Origin of the sequence: Halococcus sp. PRR34, from assembly GCF_028617175.1 — an archaeon.
Classification (GTDB): domain Archaea; phylum Halobacteriota; class Halobacteria; order Halobacteriales; family Halococcaceae; genus Halococcus; species Halococcus salifodinae.
Genome location: NZ_JAQJDA010000038.1, coordinates 1 through 15776, shown reverse-complemented (window position 1 = coordinate 15776; position 15776 = coordinate 1). Strand labels below are relative to the sequence as shown.

The following is a 15776-nucleotide window of genomic DNA, read 5'->3' as shown; positions in this document are numbered from 1 at the left end:
GCAACCGCACCGCCGCCGCAGCCGCAACCGCACCGCCGCCGCAGCCGCAACCGCACCGCCGCCGCAGCCGCAACCGCACCGCCGCCGCAGCCGCAACCGCCCAGCAGCAGCCGTGCCGCGTCATCGACCCGTAGATGGAAGGCCGACGAGCGCGTCCATCGATACGTGAGCGGGTACGTCGTCGAGATCAAACCGTCGGCTCGTCGGAGCAGCCGCACCGCCGGCGAGTGGGTCCACGAATCCGGCCCGCACCGGCGGTTCGCATCGAAGGCCCTCGCCTGCGAGTGGGCTCGGAAAGCGAGCGCTGACGGACCGGTCTGGGTGCAGGACGTCCCGGCCCACGATCCGAACCCAGCCGATGGCTACCTCGTTGGCGGCCGGCGCACCGCCGGCTCCCCGGCCACTGCAGGCAGTCAGTCGTCACTCGACGGCGTGTGAGCCGAACACGACGCTTTTGCCCCCATAGCGTGAACCGCGAGCATGGCCGAATCACCGGGCGAGCCAGCGATGAGCCGAAAGCGCGCGGCCCTCGCCGTGCTCCCCTTTCTCCTGATCGGGCTGACGGGGCTCGTGTTCGTCCTCCGATCGGGACTCGATTTGGTGTGGGGGCTCGCCATCCTGCCACCGATCCTGTTCACCTGTGTCCTCGCGTGGATCGCCTTCCGAAGCGGCTTCGCGGATCGATAGCCCGAACGACACGAGCACGGCGCTATCGGGTCGGTGTATCGAGAAGCGCCGGGGGTGAGATTTGAACTACGCACAGCCGTTCCGGGTCGCTCCCTGCTCACGGCTCGTTTCGCTCACCGTTCGCTATCGGAGGCGTTCGCCGTACTCACGCCTCCCACCGCTCGCTTCCCGGGCTGCGTCTGTTCTCATTCAAATCCCACGGCTGTCGCTCACGGATTCGCGTCGTGCGAGCGCGATGAAACGCGCTCGCGGAATTACTCGTCCGAGAAGCGCCGGGGGTGAGATTTGAACTCACGAGTCCGTGAGGACAGTTGCTTTCGAGGCAACCGCCTTGGCCAGGCTAGGCTACCCCGGCTCCATCGACCGTTCGCCCGACGCCACTTTATCGGTTTCGGTCTCGCGCGCATCGCCATCGATAAGCGGCTCGGTTCCGGGAGTGTGCGCATGGACGCCACGGACGCCGATATCGCGGACGCGGGCGAGGACATCGACGCGGTGCTCGACGCGCTTTCGGCGACCGTCATCGCCGATCGCGAACTCTTAGAGACCGTGCTGCTCGGCGTGCTCGCTCGCGGTCACGTCCTACTGGAAGACGTCCCCGGCACCGGCAAGACCCTGATCGCCCGCAGCGTCGCCCGCACGCTCGGCCTCAGCTTCTCCCGCGTGCAGTTCACGCCCGACCTCCTGCCCGCCGACGTGACGGGCACGCACGTCTACAACGAGGGCACCGGCGAGTTCGAGTTTTCGCCCGGTCCCGTTTTCGCGAACGTCGTGCTCGCCGACGAGATCAATCGCGCACCGCCCAAAACCCAGGCCGCACTCCTCGAAGCGATGGAGGAGCGCCAGGTCACCGCCGACGGCGAGACTCACGACCTCCCCGAGCCCTTTTTCGTACTCGCCACCCAGAACCCCGTCGAGATGGCGGGCACGTTCGAACTCCCCGAGGCCCAGATCGACCGGTTCCTCGTCAAGACCGCCATCGGCTACCCCGACGAGGCCGGCGAGACCGAACTCCTCCGCCGGCGGGCCGACCGGGATCGCCGGAGTCCGACCGCCGAGGAGGTGCTCTCGGCGGAGTCGGTACGCGCGCTCCAGAACGTACCCGAGTCGATTCGGGTCGAAGAGGACCTCATCGAGTACATGGTCGCGCTGTCGCGGGCGACCCGCGAGCGCTCCGAATGTGACGTCGGCGTCTCGCCCCGCGGGACCCAGCGGCTGTTCGAAGCCACCCGCGTCCGGGCAGTGCTTTCGGGCCGCGAGTACGTCACCCCTGAAGACGTCAAGCGGGTCGCGCGGCCGGTGCTCGCCCACCGGCTCGTGCTCACGCCCGACGCCGCGGTCGAGGGTGTCGATAAGCGAAGCGTGATCGACGACGTGCTCGACGGCGTGGCGGTCCCGACGGTCTGAGCGACAGCCTGACTTCCGTCCGAAGCAACGAACAGCCCGAAGCACGTGCCAGCGGCGCGGAATCGAGTCCAACAGCAGTTGCGACGACGATCGGATGCAACCAGCTATGCGACCGGTTGTTCCGCAACAGAATGAGTAAACTTTATGTTATCAGCATTCAATTACCGATATAGATGGATGCAGTTGTGGAATACAATCTGATAAAAAGTATGTCATGCTGTCTCCGTCGATAGAACAACAATGAGTGACAAAGAAAACTTCTTTACTCGACGACGTGTGATCAAAGGGGCTAGCGTCGCCACTGGTATCGGTATCATCGGTGGCGGAAGCCTGTTCTACTCCTCGCAGCCCGCGCTCGCAGCGGTCGGCGACAGCCCGATTTCGGCCTCTGGACTCGACATGACGGCCAACGACGGTTCGGTGACCGAGGTGACGGTCACACCCACGCTCTCGCTCGAATGGTCGAAGTTCAGCTCCGGTATCTCCGGGTTCGATATCGAACTCCAGGTCGCACCGTCCGGTGGAACTCTCACCACGGCGGAGAGCCTGACCGGTGTCAGCGACGGCACGACGACTGGCGTTTCGAGCTACTCCATCCAGAACACCGGATCGAACGCCGATCCGGGCGGAATCGCGGACATCTCGCTCGCCGGTATCGGTCTCGTGAGCAGCGGTGCACTCACCCAATCCGATCTCCCGAGCAACGTGGGTGACGGTGCAACCGCCACGGAAACCGTCGACTTCGCGGTGACGGTGACTGCCAACAGCGCGAGCGGCAGCGGGACTGCCACCGACACGTCGCCCTCTCCATCCGGTTCGTTCGACGTGACGCTCACCAACGACGCAGGGTCCACTACTGCGACCGGGACGATCTCGACCAGCGGGACCAGCGGGTAACTCGCTCCGTCGCGAGCGACCCCGGACGACGAGTCCGGTCACTTTTTTTGCATCAAGCAGTCGATCACACACGCGATCCGCAGCCACACCGATACCACATGAATCAGGATACGGCGACTCTCCACACACGAATCGAATCCCGATCGGTCTTCACCAACGTCCTCTCGCTGTCGGGCTACGCCGGTCTCGCCGTTGGCCTGATCCTCGAAGCCTATCGTCTCTACCTCGTGGATTCGGCGATCGGGATGGGCAGTGCCCCCGAGTGGGTCACGCTAGGCGGCTCCTCGCTTCTCGTCGGCTCGATCGTCGCCCTGCAGTACGCACGGGTTCTCGACGACGTTTTCGAGGGCTGGCTGGATCTCGTCGTGCTCTGCCTCGTGATCGGGCAGTGGGGGGTGCTGGTTTCGTCCTACCTCGACGCGACGATCGGCGGGGCCGGGAGTCCGTACGGGTTTCTGATCATCGCCTGTGCCGGACTGTACGCCCTCGTCGCTGTTCCCATTGTGATCAACTACGCTCGGCGGTGTTGGCCGTCGACCAGCGCTGTCACGGGGTCACGAACCGAGTAATCCCCTCGATCGTCCCCTCGGCCGCACCGGAACGGATCACCGTCGTCCTGCCACCGACTCACGGCCGGAGCACGACGACCAGCACCACTGCCCCGCACAGCAGCGCGATCGGGACGAGCGCCGTCCCGCCCTCGGCGGTGCGGAAGAGTACCATCCCGATCATCGCCGGGATCGCCGCCGTCACGACGCTCGTCCCTGCATGGACGAGTTCGAGTCGGGTGGTGTCGGCCTCGCGGCCGAGCTCCTCGCCGACGTCGATCCCGAAGGTGGCGACGTCCCACGCGACCACCGCGGCGGCGGTGGCGAACACCACCACGATCGCGGGCGCGCCCACGAGCCCCGCGAGAACGACGCCGCAGAACAGCCCCGCGCCGCCGAGCGTGACGGCGGACCGCCAGCCGCGGACGAGACCGAGTCCCACGAGCACGAATCCGAGACCCCCGGCCGCGAGCGAAACGGTGCTGACGGCGAGCGCGAGCGTTCCCACGAAGCTCGCGGCCAGCGCGAGGCCGACGCTGATCCGTGCGGGCGCGTCGTCGATCGGCGGCGTGGCGGTCGCGGTCATCCCGGCCCTCCCGCACGGGCGAGCGCCGTCGCCAACGGCTCGTCGCGCCAGTCGAGCGCCGGAACTCCCGCGCTCCGGAGGGTCGACAGGCGAAGTCGCCGTTCGATTCGGGCCAGTCGGCGGCCGGGCGTCCCGTCGCTCGTCGGGTCGGGACTCACGGCCGTCACGCGGTGGCCGGCGGCGTCGAACCGCTGGAGGAGACGGACCACGCTGTCGTCACACAGCGGCGAACACACCACGAGCTGAGCGTCGTCCGGCAGCCGGCGGCGGAGGCGTCGCGCCCGGATCGACGGATAAAACGGCGCGTCGGGCGGCGTGGGTGCGAGTGCCGGATGGGTCGCCAGCAGTTCCTGGACCTGGGCACGGTGGGCGGTGCCCGCACCGGGTGCGAGCCAGCACGGCTCGGGCGAGAGCGCCGCGATCCCGACCCGGTTCTCCTCGCCGGTGAGCACGTCGTAGAGCGCGCCGGCAGCCCGAATGGCCCGCTCGACCGCGCTCTCGGCATCGGGGCCGGACGCTCGGTAGGCCTCCTCGCGCGCGTCGATCAGGAGCACGACCGACGCGGCGCGCTCCTCCCGGAAGTCGACGGTGGCGAGCTCGCCGGTTTTCGCCAGCCCGTTCCAGTCGATCCGCGAGAGGGGATCGCCCGGGCGGTACTCGCGGGTGGTGTGGAACGCGACACCGCTCCCGCCGATCTCGGTCAGCACGCGCCCCGGCTGGCCGGTGGTCTGCGCCCGAAGCGGGAGTTCGCCGGCGGCGTCGAGGCTCGGCACACAGGTGATCGGGGTGGCGTCGGCGCGGACCCGTCGCGCGCGCTCGGCCGTCCCGCTGACATCCCGCGCCACCGCGAGCGCGGGCTCGAACGCGTGTCTCCCACGCATGGCGGTCACGTCGTACGAGAACGTCGCCGACTCACCGGGCCGAAGAGCGGTTCCGAGCCGTGGCGAGCCGGAGTCGACGTCGAGCGCCGGTGGAACGCCGTCGATCACCCGGAGATCCGGAAGCGACGAGTCGCCGGTGTTCGTCACCTCCACGGTGACCGTCACCGAATCGTCGGGATCGGGGTCGGCGTCGTTCACCGACCGTTCGAGCACGAGGGAAATCCCCGGCGGGCGCGCGGCACGCGCGAGCGCGGCGAACGCGATCCCGACCGTCCCCGCGACCACGAGCGCCGGCTGGCTGGCGAGGACGCCCGCCGCACCCGCCACCAGCGCGAGCGCGCTCACGCCCCGCCACCGCTCGGTCCGGCGGGTGGCGGTCTCGTTCGGCCCGAGTTCGGCGTACCCCTCGCTCCCCCGGGACGACTCGGTCGCCATCATCGCTGCCTCGCGCGCTGTGCGAGCGCGTCGATCGCGTGACGTGCCCGTCGCTTGATCGTCGGTTCGAGACTGAGTGATCGCCGGAGCTGGGTCGTGAGCGACACGTCCGTGCCGGGATCGTCGGCGAAGAAGGCCGCAGCGTGGGGATCGTCGGTCCAGGTTCCGTCCGCGAGTGCATCGCGGGCTGCGTCTTCGGCGAGGCCGTCGCGGACGAGCACCGCGATCGCGGTCGCTTCGAGCCGATCGCGAACCTGTCGGCGATCGCGCGCGCCGTGCAGCCGGCCGGGCGACGCCATCGCCGCGAGCCGACGGTCGAGCCCGTCGCCCGGCGTCGCGTGGGACTGTGACCGTTCCACTGCGGGCAGGGCTGGCCGGCGATCCGTCGTGCCGAGTCGCGCCCGGATCGCCATCCCGGCGAGGACGAGCGCGACGATCCCGACGCCCGTGAGGAGCGCGGCGTTCGGCTGGATACCGCTCCCCAGACCGGGCGCGACCGCGACCGCGAGCCCGCCCGCGACGAGTGCGAGCCCGAGGGCCAGACCGAGCCGTCGACCCCGCTTCATCGATCCTCCGCGTACTCGTGTTCGATCCGCCGGAGCGCGGTCACGGCCCGGCTCTCACGGTCGTCGGTGATGCGCCGACCGCCGTAGCGAACGGTGCGAAACAGGTCGGTGAGTTCGTCGACATCGCTCCGTGTCATCCCGGCGTCGGTCGCGGCGCGGGCGAACTCTCTCGGCGTGCTCGATCCGGGGTTGGCGACGTCGAGGTGGTCGGTCATCTCCTCCCACGCGCGGTACACCTCGTTCGTCGCCTCGCCTTCCTCGTCGATTCGGTCGGCCGCCCGACCGGCGGCGCGACCCACGCTGGCGGCGACGGCCGCCGTCGAATCGTCGGGCTCGGTCTCGGCGTCGGGCTCCGTCTCGTCGTCGCTCCGCGCGAAATGAAACAGTACGGCGATCCCGACGACCAGCACGAGCCCGACGAGCACCGCGAGCGCCGGCGATTCGGTCGTGACCGTTCGTGCCCCGTCGGAGAGTGATCCACCGCCTGGAAGTGCGAGTTTCCGACCATCGAGGAAGCCGCCCCGGCCGGATTGGCTGCGAGAGCCGAATCGGGTGACGAGGAAGTACAGCAACAGCATTCCCACAGCGAGGGCCGCCGAGATGACGGCGAGGCTGCGAAGATCGTCCCGCCACGCGTAGAGCCCGACGAGCAACGCCGCAATGAGCAGGACAGCGAGGATGCGGCGGACGAGCGGTGAGATCACCGATGAATCGGACGACTCGCTCGGTGGCGATCGATCGAGATCGAGTGCCTCGCCGCTGCCGGGGCCGGTGGCGTCGCCGTCGCTGATGCCCGTCCCCCCGCCACCCGACCCGATCCGATCGAGCGTCGCCGCGCCGACGCCGAGCGCCACCACGGCGAGGACGGCGATCAGGACGGGCCCGAGCGCGTCGCGGTTCACACCCTCACACCGGCCCCCCGGATGTTGAACGTTCCGTCGGTTCGGGGTTTGATGTCGAGAATTCCGATGGACAGCGGTCGCACGGTCGAGTAGCTAGTCGCTCCCGATTCCGGCCATGAGCCGTGTTATCGCCTCTTGTGGGACGAAACACAGCCGAACGTTTTATTTCACATGCGGTGATGTTTCCGGCTGAATGAGGCAAAACTGCGATCCGACACCCACGACGGGATTCGCCCGTCTCGGTGTCGGCACGAACGGTCCCACCGCTCCAGCAGGCGACGGGGCGAGTGAGGGCCGTCCTGGGACCGTGCCGCGCCGTCGGCCAGCAGCCATCGTCTTCAGGGAGATCCAGTGATGTCGGCCATCGAACTCGACGGGGTCACGAAGCGGTTCGGCGACGTCACTGCGCTCGAAAACTGTGATCTCGATGTCCACGAAGGCGAGATCTACGGGTTCTTGGGGCCCAATGGGGCAGGAAAGTCGACCACGATCAACATCCTGCTCGACTTCATCCGACCGACGGCCGGCAGCGCGCGGGTGCTCGGCCACGACGCACAGGCCGAAAGCCAGCAGATCCGCGAGCGCGTCGGCGTCCTCCCCGAGGGGTTCGACGTGTACAACCGGCTGACCGGCCGACAGCACCTCGAGTTCGCCATCAACTCGAAGGGGAGCGACGACGATCCCGACGCGCTCGCCGAGCGAGTGGGGATCGCCGACGCGATCGATCGAAAGGCCGGTGGCTACTCGAAGGGGATGGCCCAGCGCCTGGTACTCGCGATGGCGCTCGTTGGCCAGCCCGATCTGCTGATCCTCGACGAACCCTCGACAGGATTGGACCCCAACGGCGCACGCGAGATGCGCGAGATCATCCGGGCCGAGCGCGACCGCGGCGCGACGGTGTTCTTCTCGAGCCATATCCTCGGTCAGGTCGACGCGATCTGTGATCGCGTGGGCATTCTCCGCGGCGGTGAACTCGTCGCCGAAGACACCGTCGAGGGGCTGCGCGACGCGACCAGCGCCGAGGCGACTCTGGTGGTCGAGGTCGATCGACTTCCGGACGGCGTGCTTGAGGAAGTCCGCGCCCTCCCATCGGTCTCGGACGTGAGCGCCGAGGGGACCACGATCCGGGCGTCGTGTGACGACTCTGCGAAGACCAAAGTGCTGGGAACCATCGAGGACAGCGGCGCGACCGTCGAGGACTTCTCGACCGAGGACGCCTCGCTCGAAGAGCTGTTCGCCTCCTACACCAACGACAGTCCTGCCCGATCGACCGGGAAGAGCGGTGGATCGACCGATGAGCAGGAGGTCCGAACGTGAGTACGCTTGCGGTCGCGCGAAAGGACTTCAGCGACGCGCTCCGATCGCGCTCGCTGATCGCGCTCGTGGCTCTGTTCGTGCTTTTCGCTGGCGGCGCGACCTACCTGGTGGCGGAGGTGCTGGGTGGGAGCGGCGGTGGCGGTACGGAAGGCCTCCCGCCGGTGTTCGGACTGTTCGTTTCGTTGATCTTCCCCATCACGGTGCTCGTCCCGCTGATCGGCGTGATGACCGGTTACAAATCGATCGTGGGTGAGCGCGAAAGCGGCAGCGTGAAGCTCCTGCTCTCGTTGCCCCATACGCGACGTGACGTAGTGGCTGGGAAAACGATCGGCCGAACCGCGGTGTTCGCCGTCGCCATCATGATCGGTTTTGCGGTCGCAGCGGCGATCGCGTTCGTGTCCTACGACACGTTCCCCGTCATGGAGTACGTGGCGTTTACGCTGCTGACGATCGTCTTCGGGCTAGTGTATTTGGTCTTCGCCATCGGGATGTCGGCCGCGACTGGTTCGACGTCGGTCGCGCTCTGGATCTCGCTCGGCTTTTTCGCCTTGTTCCAGTTCCTCTGGGGATTCGTGGTCAATCTGCTTGTTTGGGTCGTCAACGGGTTTAGCACTCCGGAGAACTTCTCGCTTCTCGCCGGCTACTTCTCGCTCCAAGGTAACGTTACCCCACCCGACTGGTATCTGCTCGTCCAGAGCCTCAGTCCGAGCAGCGCATACCAGAACGCTCTGGGGCCGTTTTTCACCGATCAGTTGGCCTTCGGTGCCCAATCGGCAGCGGCACCGTACTACCTCCAGGGCTGGTTCGGGTTCGTCATCCTCGCCATCTGGCTGGTCGTGCCGCTCGTGCTCGGCTATCTCCGGTTCAACCGTTCGGACCTGTAGTTCGATTCCTCACTTCATTCCGCCACGATGTACGCCATCGAAACCACCGACCTGACGAAACGCTACGGTTCGACGACCGCGGTCGAGGGACTCGACCTCGCCATCCCCGAGGGGGTCGTCTACGGCTTCCTCGGGCCGAACGGCGCGGGCAAAACCACCACGATGCGGATGCTGACGACGCTGACCACGCCCACGGAGGGCTCGGCGGCGATCGCGGGCCATTCGGTCGAGAACCGTGACGACGTGATCGGCCAGATCGGCTACCTCCCGGAGGAGCCCCCACTGTACGACGAGCTCACCGGCCGCGAACAGCTCGACTACATCGCCGGGCTGCGGGACGTGCCCACCGACCAAAGTGAGAAGCGGATCGGATCGCTGCTCGATCGGTTCGATCTCGCGGCCGACGCCGACGACCGGATTTCGACGTACTCGAAGGGGATGAAACAGAAGACCGGGATCATTCAGGCGTTGCTGCACGAGCCGAGCGTGGTGTTCCTCGACGAACCTACTTCAGGACTCGATCCGCGGGCCGCGCGCACGGTACGGAACACCATCGCGGAGCTGGTCGCGGGCGACACCACCGTGTTCCTCTCGACGCACATTCTCCCCGTGGTGGAGGAGCTCGCCAACGAAGTGGGGGTACTCTACGAGGGAGACCTGGTCGCCGAGGGGCCGCCCGACGCGCTGACCGAGCGGATGGAGACCGGCGAGGAGAGCACCCTCGAAGACGTCTTCCTCGAAGTCACTGGCGGACGCGAGGACCCGGCGACCCCAGAGCATGAGTGAGGCTGGCTGGCTCCGCCACGGCCTCTCGATCGGCTTCGTGGAGTTCCGGCGCACGACGCGAGGAATGCGTCGGAACAAGGGGCGACTCGCGCTGCTCGTCTTCGGCGTCGGGTTCTGGACCGTCTCGATCGCCGGGTTGGCCATACTGTTCACCGCCCCGCTCCGCTCGCTCGACGCGCCGATCGCGCTCCCGGCGGCCGCCCGCGGCGGAGCGGCGCTGGCGTGGCTGTTCGGGGTGTACATAGTGGGCCAGCGCGTCCTGAGCCAGTACAGCCACGTCGATAGCGAGGCCGGGATGCTCACGACGGTTTCGGCTCGGAGCGTCGCGACGGGTCTCGTGATCGCCGAACTCCTCCGGGCGGCATCGTATCTCCTCGCCCCGCTGCTCGTCGTGACTGGGCTGGTGGTCTATATCTTCGGAACGCCGCTCGGCGTCGCGACGATCCCGCTCGCCGCCGGGCTGTTCGCGCTCACCGCGACGATCGTCGGCAGCGCGATCGGCTACGCCGGCGCGTTGCTGGTGGCGCGGTCGCGGTTCGTCGCGCGGTACAAGACGATCCTCGGTGTTGCGATCGTGACGGTGATCTTCGGCGGGTACGCTGCGGTCGTGTTTTTCGGAGCGGATGAACTCGGGATCGGTCCGGCCCTGTTCGCGTGGCTGCCCGTCGGCTGGTACGTCGATCTCGCCGCCATCGGATCGCCGCTCGCGTTCTCGACGGGTCACGTGACCGGTGTGATCGTCGCCACGCTCGCAGTGCTCGGCGTGGGCGGCTGGGCGATCGAGCGACTGACGACCGCGCTCTGGTTCGCGGACCCGGTCGAGCCGACACGGGACGAGGACGCTGCCGACGCCGCTGCTGCCGCGTCCCCCGCCACCCGCACTGACGCCGACAGCCGTACCGCCGCCCGCACCGACACCGGCCTGACAGGCGGGAACGGGGCGTTGACGGCGGCGCTCGGTCGCTTCGGGGCGGTGATCCCGACGCGCGCGAGCCGGCCGACCCGTCGCGTCGCGGCGAAGGCGCTCGTCCGAACGTGGCGAAATCCGAGCCGGCTCACGATCTTGCTCACGCCGGTGGTGATCGCGGTGGTTTCGGTGTTCAACGCCACACAGTTCGGTGCGGCGTTCGCGGTCGCACCGGTCGCGATCGTCCTCCTGCTCCCGTGGCTTGCCGGCGCGACGTTCGGACTGAACCCCTTCGGCGACGAAGGGGCGGTGTTGCCGGCGACGCTCACGGGCGGCATCTCGGGACGGGCGTTCGTCCGCGGGCTCGCGCTGCCCGGACTCGTGGCCGGCCTCCCGCTGACGGTCGCGCTCACGCTCGCTGCCGGCTGGTTCAGTCCGTACTCACCCTTTGAGGTCGCGGGTCTCGCGGCCCTCGGCGGCGTGCTGGTCGCCGCCGCGGTCGGGCTCGCGCCCGTGATCGGGATGCGGATTCCCCGATTCAGCACGTTCAGCGTCCGCGGGAGTCGCGACGTGGTGCCGCCGAGCATCACCGCGGGGATCGTCTACACGATCGTCCTCCTCGGGCCCGGTGTCGTCGCGGCGGTCGCGCTGGTCGTGCCGGCGCTCCTGCGTGGCTTTCTCGCCGCGTTGGGGAGCGGTGTGATCCCCTTCGTGCTGCGGTGGCTCGGGGATCGCGGCGTGCCGCTCGTGACCGGGCCGGCCCCGTGGTTCGAGGGGCTCGGCCCCGCGATCCGTGGGCTAGCGACGATCGAGGTCCGGGCCGGCGGCTACGCGCTGCCGCTCTTTCTCTTGGTCGTGGGCGGGCTTCTCGGCTATCGCGCCGCGGCGCGCCGCTTCGACACGTACGAGATCACGTGAGGCTCCTTCTGCTTCCGATCAGTCCCACATGGTCGCGATGACGGCGACGATCCCGAGACAGAACGCCACGATCCCCGCCCCGAGCAGTGTCTCGGTGTAGCCGACGGCCGTACCGAGTCCCACGAACACCGGCGGCCCGACCGTCGTGCCCGCCCGGATGATGCTCGTCCGGAGCGACATGATCCCGCCGCGGAACTCGTCGGGCGTGACCGCGTTCAACGCGGTGTCGGTGACCGGTTCGGCGAACGCCTGCCCGATCCCGAACAGGAAGAGCGCGCCCGCGATCGCGACCACCGAGTTCGCGAGCGCGATCGCCGCGAGCCCGAGGCCGTACACCACGAACCCGAGCGGGATGAGCTGAGCGCTCGACACGTGGCGGAGCAGTCGGCCGGTCTGAGAGGACGTGAGCCCCATCGTCACCGCGGGGAGCGCGAGGAGCAAGCCGATGATGCCCGAGGAGAACCCGTAGCGGTCGTCGAGCACGAACGGGACCGCAGTCAGCTGTGCGCCGTAGAGGATCACGAAGATGCCGAAGATGGCGACGTAGAGGCTCAGTACCTTGCGTCCCGGAACGGCCTTCACCGCGTCGACGACGTAGCCGAGGCCCGTTCTGCGTCGGTCGAGCGTCGGTTCGTCGAGCGCGCCGATGCCCACGATCCCGACGACGATCCCGAGCGCGAAGCAGGCGAACGGTGCGGCCGACGAGATCGTAGCGAGCACGCCACCGAGCAGCGGGTAGCCCGCCGCGCCGATCGCGAGGATCGCGGCGTTGAGCCCGATCAGCGTGTTGCGGAGCTCGCCCGTGAACAGATCGCCGATCAGCGTGATCGTGAGGCTCGTTACCGCGCTCCCGGCCACCCCCTGAAGCACGCGGAGCCCGAGGATCGCCCGGAAGCTGTCGAACAGCACGATCGCACCACCGGCGACCCCGAAGACGAGCAGCGCCGGCACCAGTAGCCACTTGCGCCCGACGCGATCGGCGAGCAGGCCCACAAAGGGCGTGAACACGACGCCGGGAAGCGTGTACGCCGAGATGAGGAGGCTGGCGTCGGCGGCCGAAATCCCCCACGCCGTCTGGATCGCCGGCAGCGCGGGGCTGATGAGCGAGACGCCCATCACCGTAATCAGCGTGCTCGCGAAGATCACGAGCACCGACGGCGAACGCCACGGGCTCTCGAACCGCGCCGAGTGGGCGGTCTCTTCGGCCATCAGACCACGCGACCGAACGCCGCGATCCACGACCGCCCGATCCGCCCCGACGGTCCGCACCGTTCGTTCGTCATCGCAACCACGACCGCTCCACGCCGCCCGGCCAACCCCTCGGCCAACCGTTCGCGGCACGCTCGCCCTCTCCAACAGTCATTACTGCAGCTACCCGATCGACCCATTTACGGCTTCAGACTCGCCGACGCACTGTGGGTCGGTATCACGAGTCGCCATCGGGTGCCGTTCGCCGGCCGGCCGATCGGCGATCGTCGGTCCGCTCGCGCCGCCTGAACCCGAACTCGAAGAGGACGCCCGCGACGATCCCGGCCACGGTCGCGTAGACGAACCCCCAGAGCATGGCGGTCTCGATCGCCGAGGCCGATTCTCCCGACACGAGCAGCAGCTCCGTCCCGAGCCAGAGGTCGGCGAGCCACCGACCGACCGCCCACACGCCCGCAGCTGCCATCGTCGTCATCACCACGAACACCACCGCGAACGTCGGCGTCATCTCCACGGGAGTGAAGGCATCGAGCTCGGCCACGACGATCAGCGCGATCGCCGCAACGGAGAGCGCAGTGACGAACGCGTTCGAGAGCGGTCCCTGGGCGAACACGCGGCCAGCGAGCGGGAGCCCGGCGATCACCAGGAGTCCCCACGGCAACATCACCTGTGGACTGTGACGGGCGAGCGCCGGCGCGAGCGCGAGGCCGACGAGCGTCACCGCGAACCCGGCCCACAGCAGATCGCCCGCGAACACCCGCTCGATCGCCACGACGCCGATCGCTGCGACCACGAGCCACGATCGGCGGGCGCTCGCCGGTCCGCCGTCGACGAGCTCGTCGAACAGTCGGCTGCCGACGTTCGGGCCGGTCGTGAATTGCGGTGAGCGTCGTTCGCGCGCCGCCGTGCGGGCCGATTCGAGGCGCGCAGCCAGCGTGTCCACGACGTCGGACACCACGCCGGTGCCGAACGCGGCGACGAGCACCGCGCCGACCGAGTCGAAGACGAGATCGAGCAGCGAGTCGTCGAGCCCGTACTGGACGAGCACCGGCTCGACCCCGAGCGCCACGGATCCGATCCGCGCGGCGAACTCCAGCACCTCCCAGAACACGCCGAACGCGAGGGTGAAGATCAGGATGTAGAGCGCGAGGAATCGTGGTGGAAGGTAGATGTCGTCGCGGTGGACGTCGATCGCACGGGCGGTGACGTAGCCGACCGCGGCGACGATCGTCGCCGACAGCGTGTGCGTGACGTGATCCCACCACCAGACGTCGTCGTAGAGCCCGAGCATCCCGATCGTGTGGAGAAAGAGCGCGGTCGTGATCCAGAGGGTGAGCCCCGCGTCGAGCGAGATGCGGTAGTCCCGCGCCAACAGCGCGGGGAGGAAGGTCGCGGCGAGCGCGAGTGCGGCGTTGACCACGACGCTCGCGTTGCGGGTCGCGAGCCCCACGATCAGTATCAGCGCGATCGCGATCTGCATCGCGCGGCTCGCGATCCGCTGGTGGCGGTCGGTGATCTCGATGCCGGCGATTCGCATGAGGTGACCGTACGGTGTCCAACTGTATAACGATGACAGCCTCCTCGCGGTACATGGCGCGGGTTACGCGTGGCCCAAGTGACTCATACTGTCGGACAGAAGCCCGTCACTCGTCGATGCGGATCGATCGATCCTCTTCCAGGGGTTTTGCGGTGGTGGCTGATGAAGTTCTTCCGTCCGACAGTATCAGACAACCGTGCAGCGCATCACACGCTATTCGGCTCGATATACGACGCAAGCTCCCCAACCACTTCGTCGACCACGCTCGCCGTGAGCCGTCCCTGAACGGTTCCCGTCTGATCGTGCTTGATCGTCCCGACTGTCCACGGAGAGATGTAGCTACCGAGACCAGCTGTTACTCTGTGAGCCGCTCCGACTCCGATTGACGCCACTCGGCCGCGTTTTCGCGGGTGTCGGTATTGAGAAGAACATCGAGTTTGCGCTCAAATTGGTCGTCGGTGAGATCACCAGTGGCGTAGCGTTCACGCAACGTTGCCAGACTATCCGGGTCTCGGTCTCGGTCTCGATTACGAGAGCCGGACTCTATCGTGTCTTCGCCGTACCATTCGGGATACTTCTCTCGCCAGTATTGGTCTGCGTAGTAGTCGAGATCGCTTGTTTTGCCACCAGAGAGATAATAGGTAAGTACCGCAGCAGCGGGAACGAGCAAAATCCCGACGCCGAGGATGATCTCGGCTACGGCGAGGCCGAGAATGGTAAACGAAAGGAAAATGAGAAACATGACCCCCGCTCCAACGAACCCAACGTTAACCGAGCGCTCGAATGCGGTGTGGTCGGTCGGTGATGGCACGTACTGAGAATTCCAGCCGATAGGAAAAAACTGCTTCGAATCCACATCTCGGCAGGACGACGGATCAGCCCCTGTCAGCAACCAAGTGACTACTGACGGAGGTGGCCGAGGAAGAGTCGTCTCTGGCCCAGCTGATAGTAATGGGTCGTGGTCGCTACCGTGCGGGGGAACAGGCATGCTGGGGACACGTCAATAGCTCGCGCGGAGACAGATCGATTCAGATGGGTAGTCACGGAGTTCTTTTGTTAGTTCAGGGTTGTCACGCTCGAATGCATCATCAGGACTTGGTTCCGAAATGTCCTGTAATTCAAAGCTAGCATCGATCAGTGGCGAAATAAGCGCCTCAATAGAACGACGATAATACGTGGCTCGATTAGCAGTTGCGCCGGGGTTCCACTGGATGTCATAGCGTTCCGTTTCGGTGGGCTCTATTGAATCCGCAGAGGGCAGCGGGATTCACGGTTTGAGGGCCAGTTCGAGGTTGTAGACCGCAGCGGTGAG

General features: G+C 67.3%; 17 protein-coding genes and 1 tRNA gene. 10 read left to right on the top strand and 8 right to left on the bottom strand.

Translation table 11 applies throughout. The features are described from left to right. Window positions 1-165: 165 nt before the first annotated feature. Both PHA81_RS20095 and PHA81_RS20090 read left to right on the top strand, forming a co-directional pair. Window positions 166-438, top strand: a complete 273-nt coding sequence (locus PHA81_RS20095; protein ID WP_005043953.1) for a hypothetical protein — start codon at window positions 166-168, stop codon at window positions 436-438. A gap of 42 nt (window positions 439-480) precedes the next feature. Beyond that, window positions 481-687, top strand: a complete 207-nt coding sequence (locus tag PHA81_RS20090; protein ID WP_005043955.1) for a hypothetical protein — start codon at window positions 481-483, stop codon at window positions 685-687. 270 nt (window positions 688-957) lie between these two features. Here PHA81_RS20090 and PHA81_RS20085 read toward each other — a convergent pair. Further along, window positions 958-1042: transfer RNA gene (locus tag PHA81_RS20085), tRNA-Ser, on the bottom strand. A gap of 89 nt (window positions 1043-1131) precedes the next feature. On the opposite strand from PHA81_RS20085, the gene PHA81_RS20080 reads away from it, so the two are divergent. From PHA81_RS20080 to PHA81_RS20070, 3 genes are all read left to right on the top strand, one after another. Next, window positions 1132-2094 (top strand): AAA family ATPase, encoded by a 963-nt coding sequence (locus tag PHA81_RS20080; RefSeq protein WP_273838586.1) that lies wholly within the window; start codon window positions 1132-1134, stop codon window positions 2092-2094. Window positions 2095-2334: 240 nt separating this feature from the next. Then, window positions 2335-2991 (top strand): hypothetical protein, encoded by a 657-nt coding sequence (locus PHA81_RS20075; protein WP_273838584.1) that lies wholly within the window; start codon window positions 2335-2337, stop codon window positions 2989-2991. A 98-nt stretch (window positions 2992-3089) separates the two neighbouring features. Further along, complete coding sequence (locus PHA81_RS20070) at window positions 3090-3560, top strand: hypothetical protein (protein WP_273838581.1); 471 nt, start codon at window positions 3090-3092, stop codon at window positions 3558-3560. Between the two features lie 58 nt (window positions 3561-3618). On the opposite strand, the gene PHA81_RS20065 is transcribed toward PHA81_RS20070, so the two are convergent. The 4 genes from PHA81_RS20065 to PHA81_RS20050 are packed head-to-tail and all read right to left on the bottom strand — an operon-like array spanning window position 3619 to window position 6909. Beyond that, window positions 3619-4125: a hypothetical protein gene (locus PHA81_RS20065; protein WP_273838579.1), complete on the bottom strand. Its 507-nt coding sequence runs from the start codon at window positions 4123-4125 to the stop codon at window positions 3619-3621. After that, window positions 4122-5441 carry a DUF58 domain-containing protein gene (locus PHA81_RS20060; RefSeq protein WP_273838577.1) on the bottom strand — a complete coding sequence of 440 codons (1320 nt, stop codon included), beginning with the start codon at window positions 5439-5441 and terminating at the stop codon, window positions 4122-4124. The genes PHA81_RS20065 and PHA81_RS20060 overlap by 4 nt, the downstream gene beginning before the upstream one ends. Then, window positions 5441-6007, bottom strand: coding sequence for a hypothetical protein (locus tag PHA81_RS20055; RefSeq protein WP_005043969.1), 567 nt, complete (start codon window positions 6005-6007; stop codon window positions 5441-5443). Before PHA81_RS20055 ends, PHA81_RS20060 begins: the two co-directional genes overlap by 1 nt. After that, window positions 6004-6909 carry a DUF4129 domain-containing protein gene (locus tag PHA81_RS20050; protein ID WP_273838575.1) on the bottom strand — a complete coding sequence of 302 codons (906 nt, stop codon included), beginning with the start codon at window positions 6907-6909 and terminating at the stop codon, window positions 6004-6006. The genes PHA81_RS20055 and PHA81_RS20050 overlap by 4 nt, the downstream gene beginning before the upstream one ends. A gap of 193 nt (window positions 6910-7102) precedes the next feature. Here PHA81_RS20050 and PHA81_RS20045 point away from each other — a divergent pair, with 193 nt between their 5' ends. Genes PHA81_RS20045 through PHA81_RS20025 form a run of 5 tightly spaced genes read left to right on the top strand, consistent with a single transcriptional unit; the run spans window position 7103 to window position 11721 of the window. Next, window positions 7103-7264, top strand: a complete 162-nt coding sequence (locus PHA81_RS20045) for a hypothetical protein (RefSeq protein ID WP_273838573.1) — start codon at window positions 7103-7105, stop codon at window positions 7262-7264. After that, a complete protein-coding gene (locus PHA81_RS20040) occupies window positions 7264-8226 on the top strand; it encodes an ABC transporter ATP-binding protein (protein WP_273838570.1) in 963 nt (320 codons plus the stop codon). The genes PHA81_RS20045 and PHA81_RS20040 overlap by 1 nt, the downstream gene beginning before the upstream one ends. Then, window positions 8223-9110, top strand: a complete 888-nt coding sequence (locus PHA81_RS20035) for an ABC transporter permease (protein ID WP_273838568.1) — start codon at window positions 8223-8225, stop codon at window positions 9108-9110. The genes PHA81_RS20040 and PHA81_RS20035 overlap by 4 nt, the downstream gene beginning before the upstream one ends. A 27-nt stretch (window positions 9111-9137) precedes the next feature. Continuing rightward, window positions 9138-9896 carry an ABC transporter ATP-binding protein gene (locus PHA81_RS20030; RefSeq protein ID WP_005043977.1) on the top strand — a complete coding sequence of 253 codons (759 nt, stop codon included), beginning with the start codon at window positions 9138-9140 and terminating at the stop codon, window positions 9894-9896. Next, window positions 9889-11721, top strand: a complete 1833-nt coding sequence (locus PHA81_RS20025; RefSeq protein ID WP_273838564.1) for a hypothetical protein — start codon at window positions 9889-9891, stop codon at window positions 11719-11721. Before PHA81_RS20030 ends, PHA81_RS20025 begins: the two co-directional genes overlap by 8 nt. 18 nt (window positions 11722-11739) lie before the next feature. Here the strand turns inward: PHA81_RS20025 and PHA81_RS20020 are convergent, their stop codons facing one another. From PHA81_RS20020 to PHA81_RS20010, 3 genes are all read right to left on the bottom strand, one after another. Next, entirely contained in the window at window positions 11740-12930 is a 1191-nt protein-coding gene (locus PHA81_RS20020; RefSeq protein ID WP_273838562.1) for an MFS transporter, read from the bottom strand. 217 nt (window positions 12931-13147) lie between these two features. Further along, complete coding sequence (locus tag PHA81_RS20015; RefSeq protein ID WP_273838560.1) at window positions 13148-14464, bottom strand: hypothetical protein; 1317 nt, start codon at window positions 14462-14464, stop codon at window positions 13148-13150. A 355-nt stretch (window positions 14465-14819) separates the two neighbouring features. Further along, a complete protein-coding gene (locus PHA81_RS20010) occupies window positions 14820-15320 on the bottom strand; it encodes an SHOCT domain-containing protein (RefSeq protein ID WP_273838558.1) in 501 nt (166 codons plus the stop codon). Window positions 15321-15776: the final 456 nt, after the last annotated feature.

Bases quoted from the DNA above. Each gene is read 5' to 3' on its own strand.
- PHA81_RS20090 (WP_005043955.1), top strand. From the start codon at position 481: ATGGCCGAATCACCGGGCGAGCCAGCGATGAGCCGAAAGCGCGCGGCC.
- PHA81_RS20080 (WP_273838586.1), top strand. From the start codon at position 1,132: ATGGACGCCACGGACGCCGATATCGCGGACGCGGGCGAGGACATCGAC.
- PHA81_RS20075 (WP_273838584.1), top strand. From the start codon at position 2,335: ATGAGTGACAAAGAAAACTTCTTTACTCGACGACGTGTGATCAAAGGG.
- PHA81_RS20070 (WP_273838581.1), top strand. From the start codon at position 3,090: ATGAATCAGGATACGGCGACTCTCCACACACGAATCGAATCCCGATCG.
- PHA81_RS20065 (WP_273838579.1), bottom strand. From the start codon at position 4,125: ATGACCGCGACCGCCACGCCGCCGATCGACGACGCGCCCGCACGGATC.
- PHA81_RS20060 (WP_273838577.1), bottom strand. From the start codon at position 5,441: ATGGCGACCGAGTCGTCCCGGGGGAGCGAGGGGTACGCCGAACTCGGG.
- PHA81_RS20055 (WP_005043969.1), bottom strand. From the start codon at position 6,007: ATGAAGCGGGGTCGACGGCTCGGTCTGGCCCTCGGGCTCGCACTCGTC.
- PHA81_RS20045 (WP_273838573.1), top strand. From the start codon at position 7,103: ATGAGGCAAAACTGCGATCCGACACCCACGACGGGATTCGCCCGTCTC.
- PHA81_RS20040 (WP_273838570.1), top strand. From the start codon at position 7,264: ATGTCGGCCATCGAACTCGACGGGGTCACGAAGCGGTTCGGCGACGTC.
- PHA81_RS20030 (WP_005043977.1), top strand. From the start codon at position 9,138: ATGTACGCCATCGAAACCACCGACCTGACGAAACGCTACGGTTCGACG.
- PHA81_RS20025 (WP_273838564.1), top strand. From the start codon at position 9,889: ATGAGTGAGGCTGGCTGGCTCCGCCACGGCCTCTCGATCGGCTTCGTG.
- PHA81_RS20020 (WP_273838562.1), bottom strand. From the start codon at position 12,930: ATGGCCGAAGAGACCGCCCACTCGGCGCGGTTCGAGAGCCCGTGGCGT.
- PHA81_RS20015 (WP_273838560.1), bottom strand. From the start codon at position 14,464: ATGCGAATCGCCGGCATCGAGATCACCGACCGCCACCAGCGGATCGCG.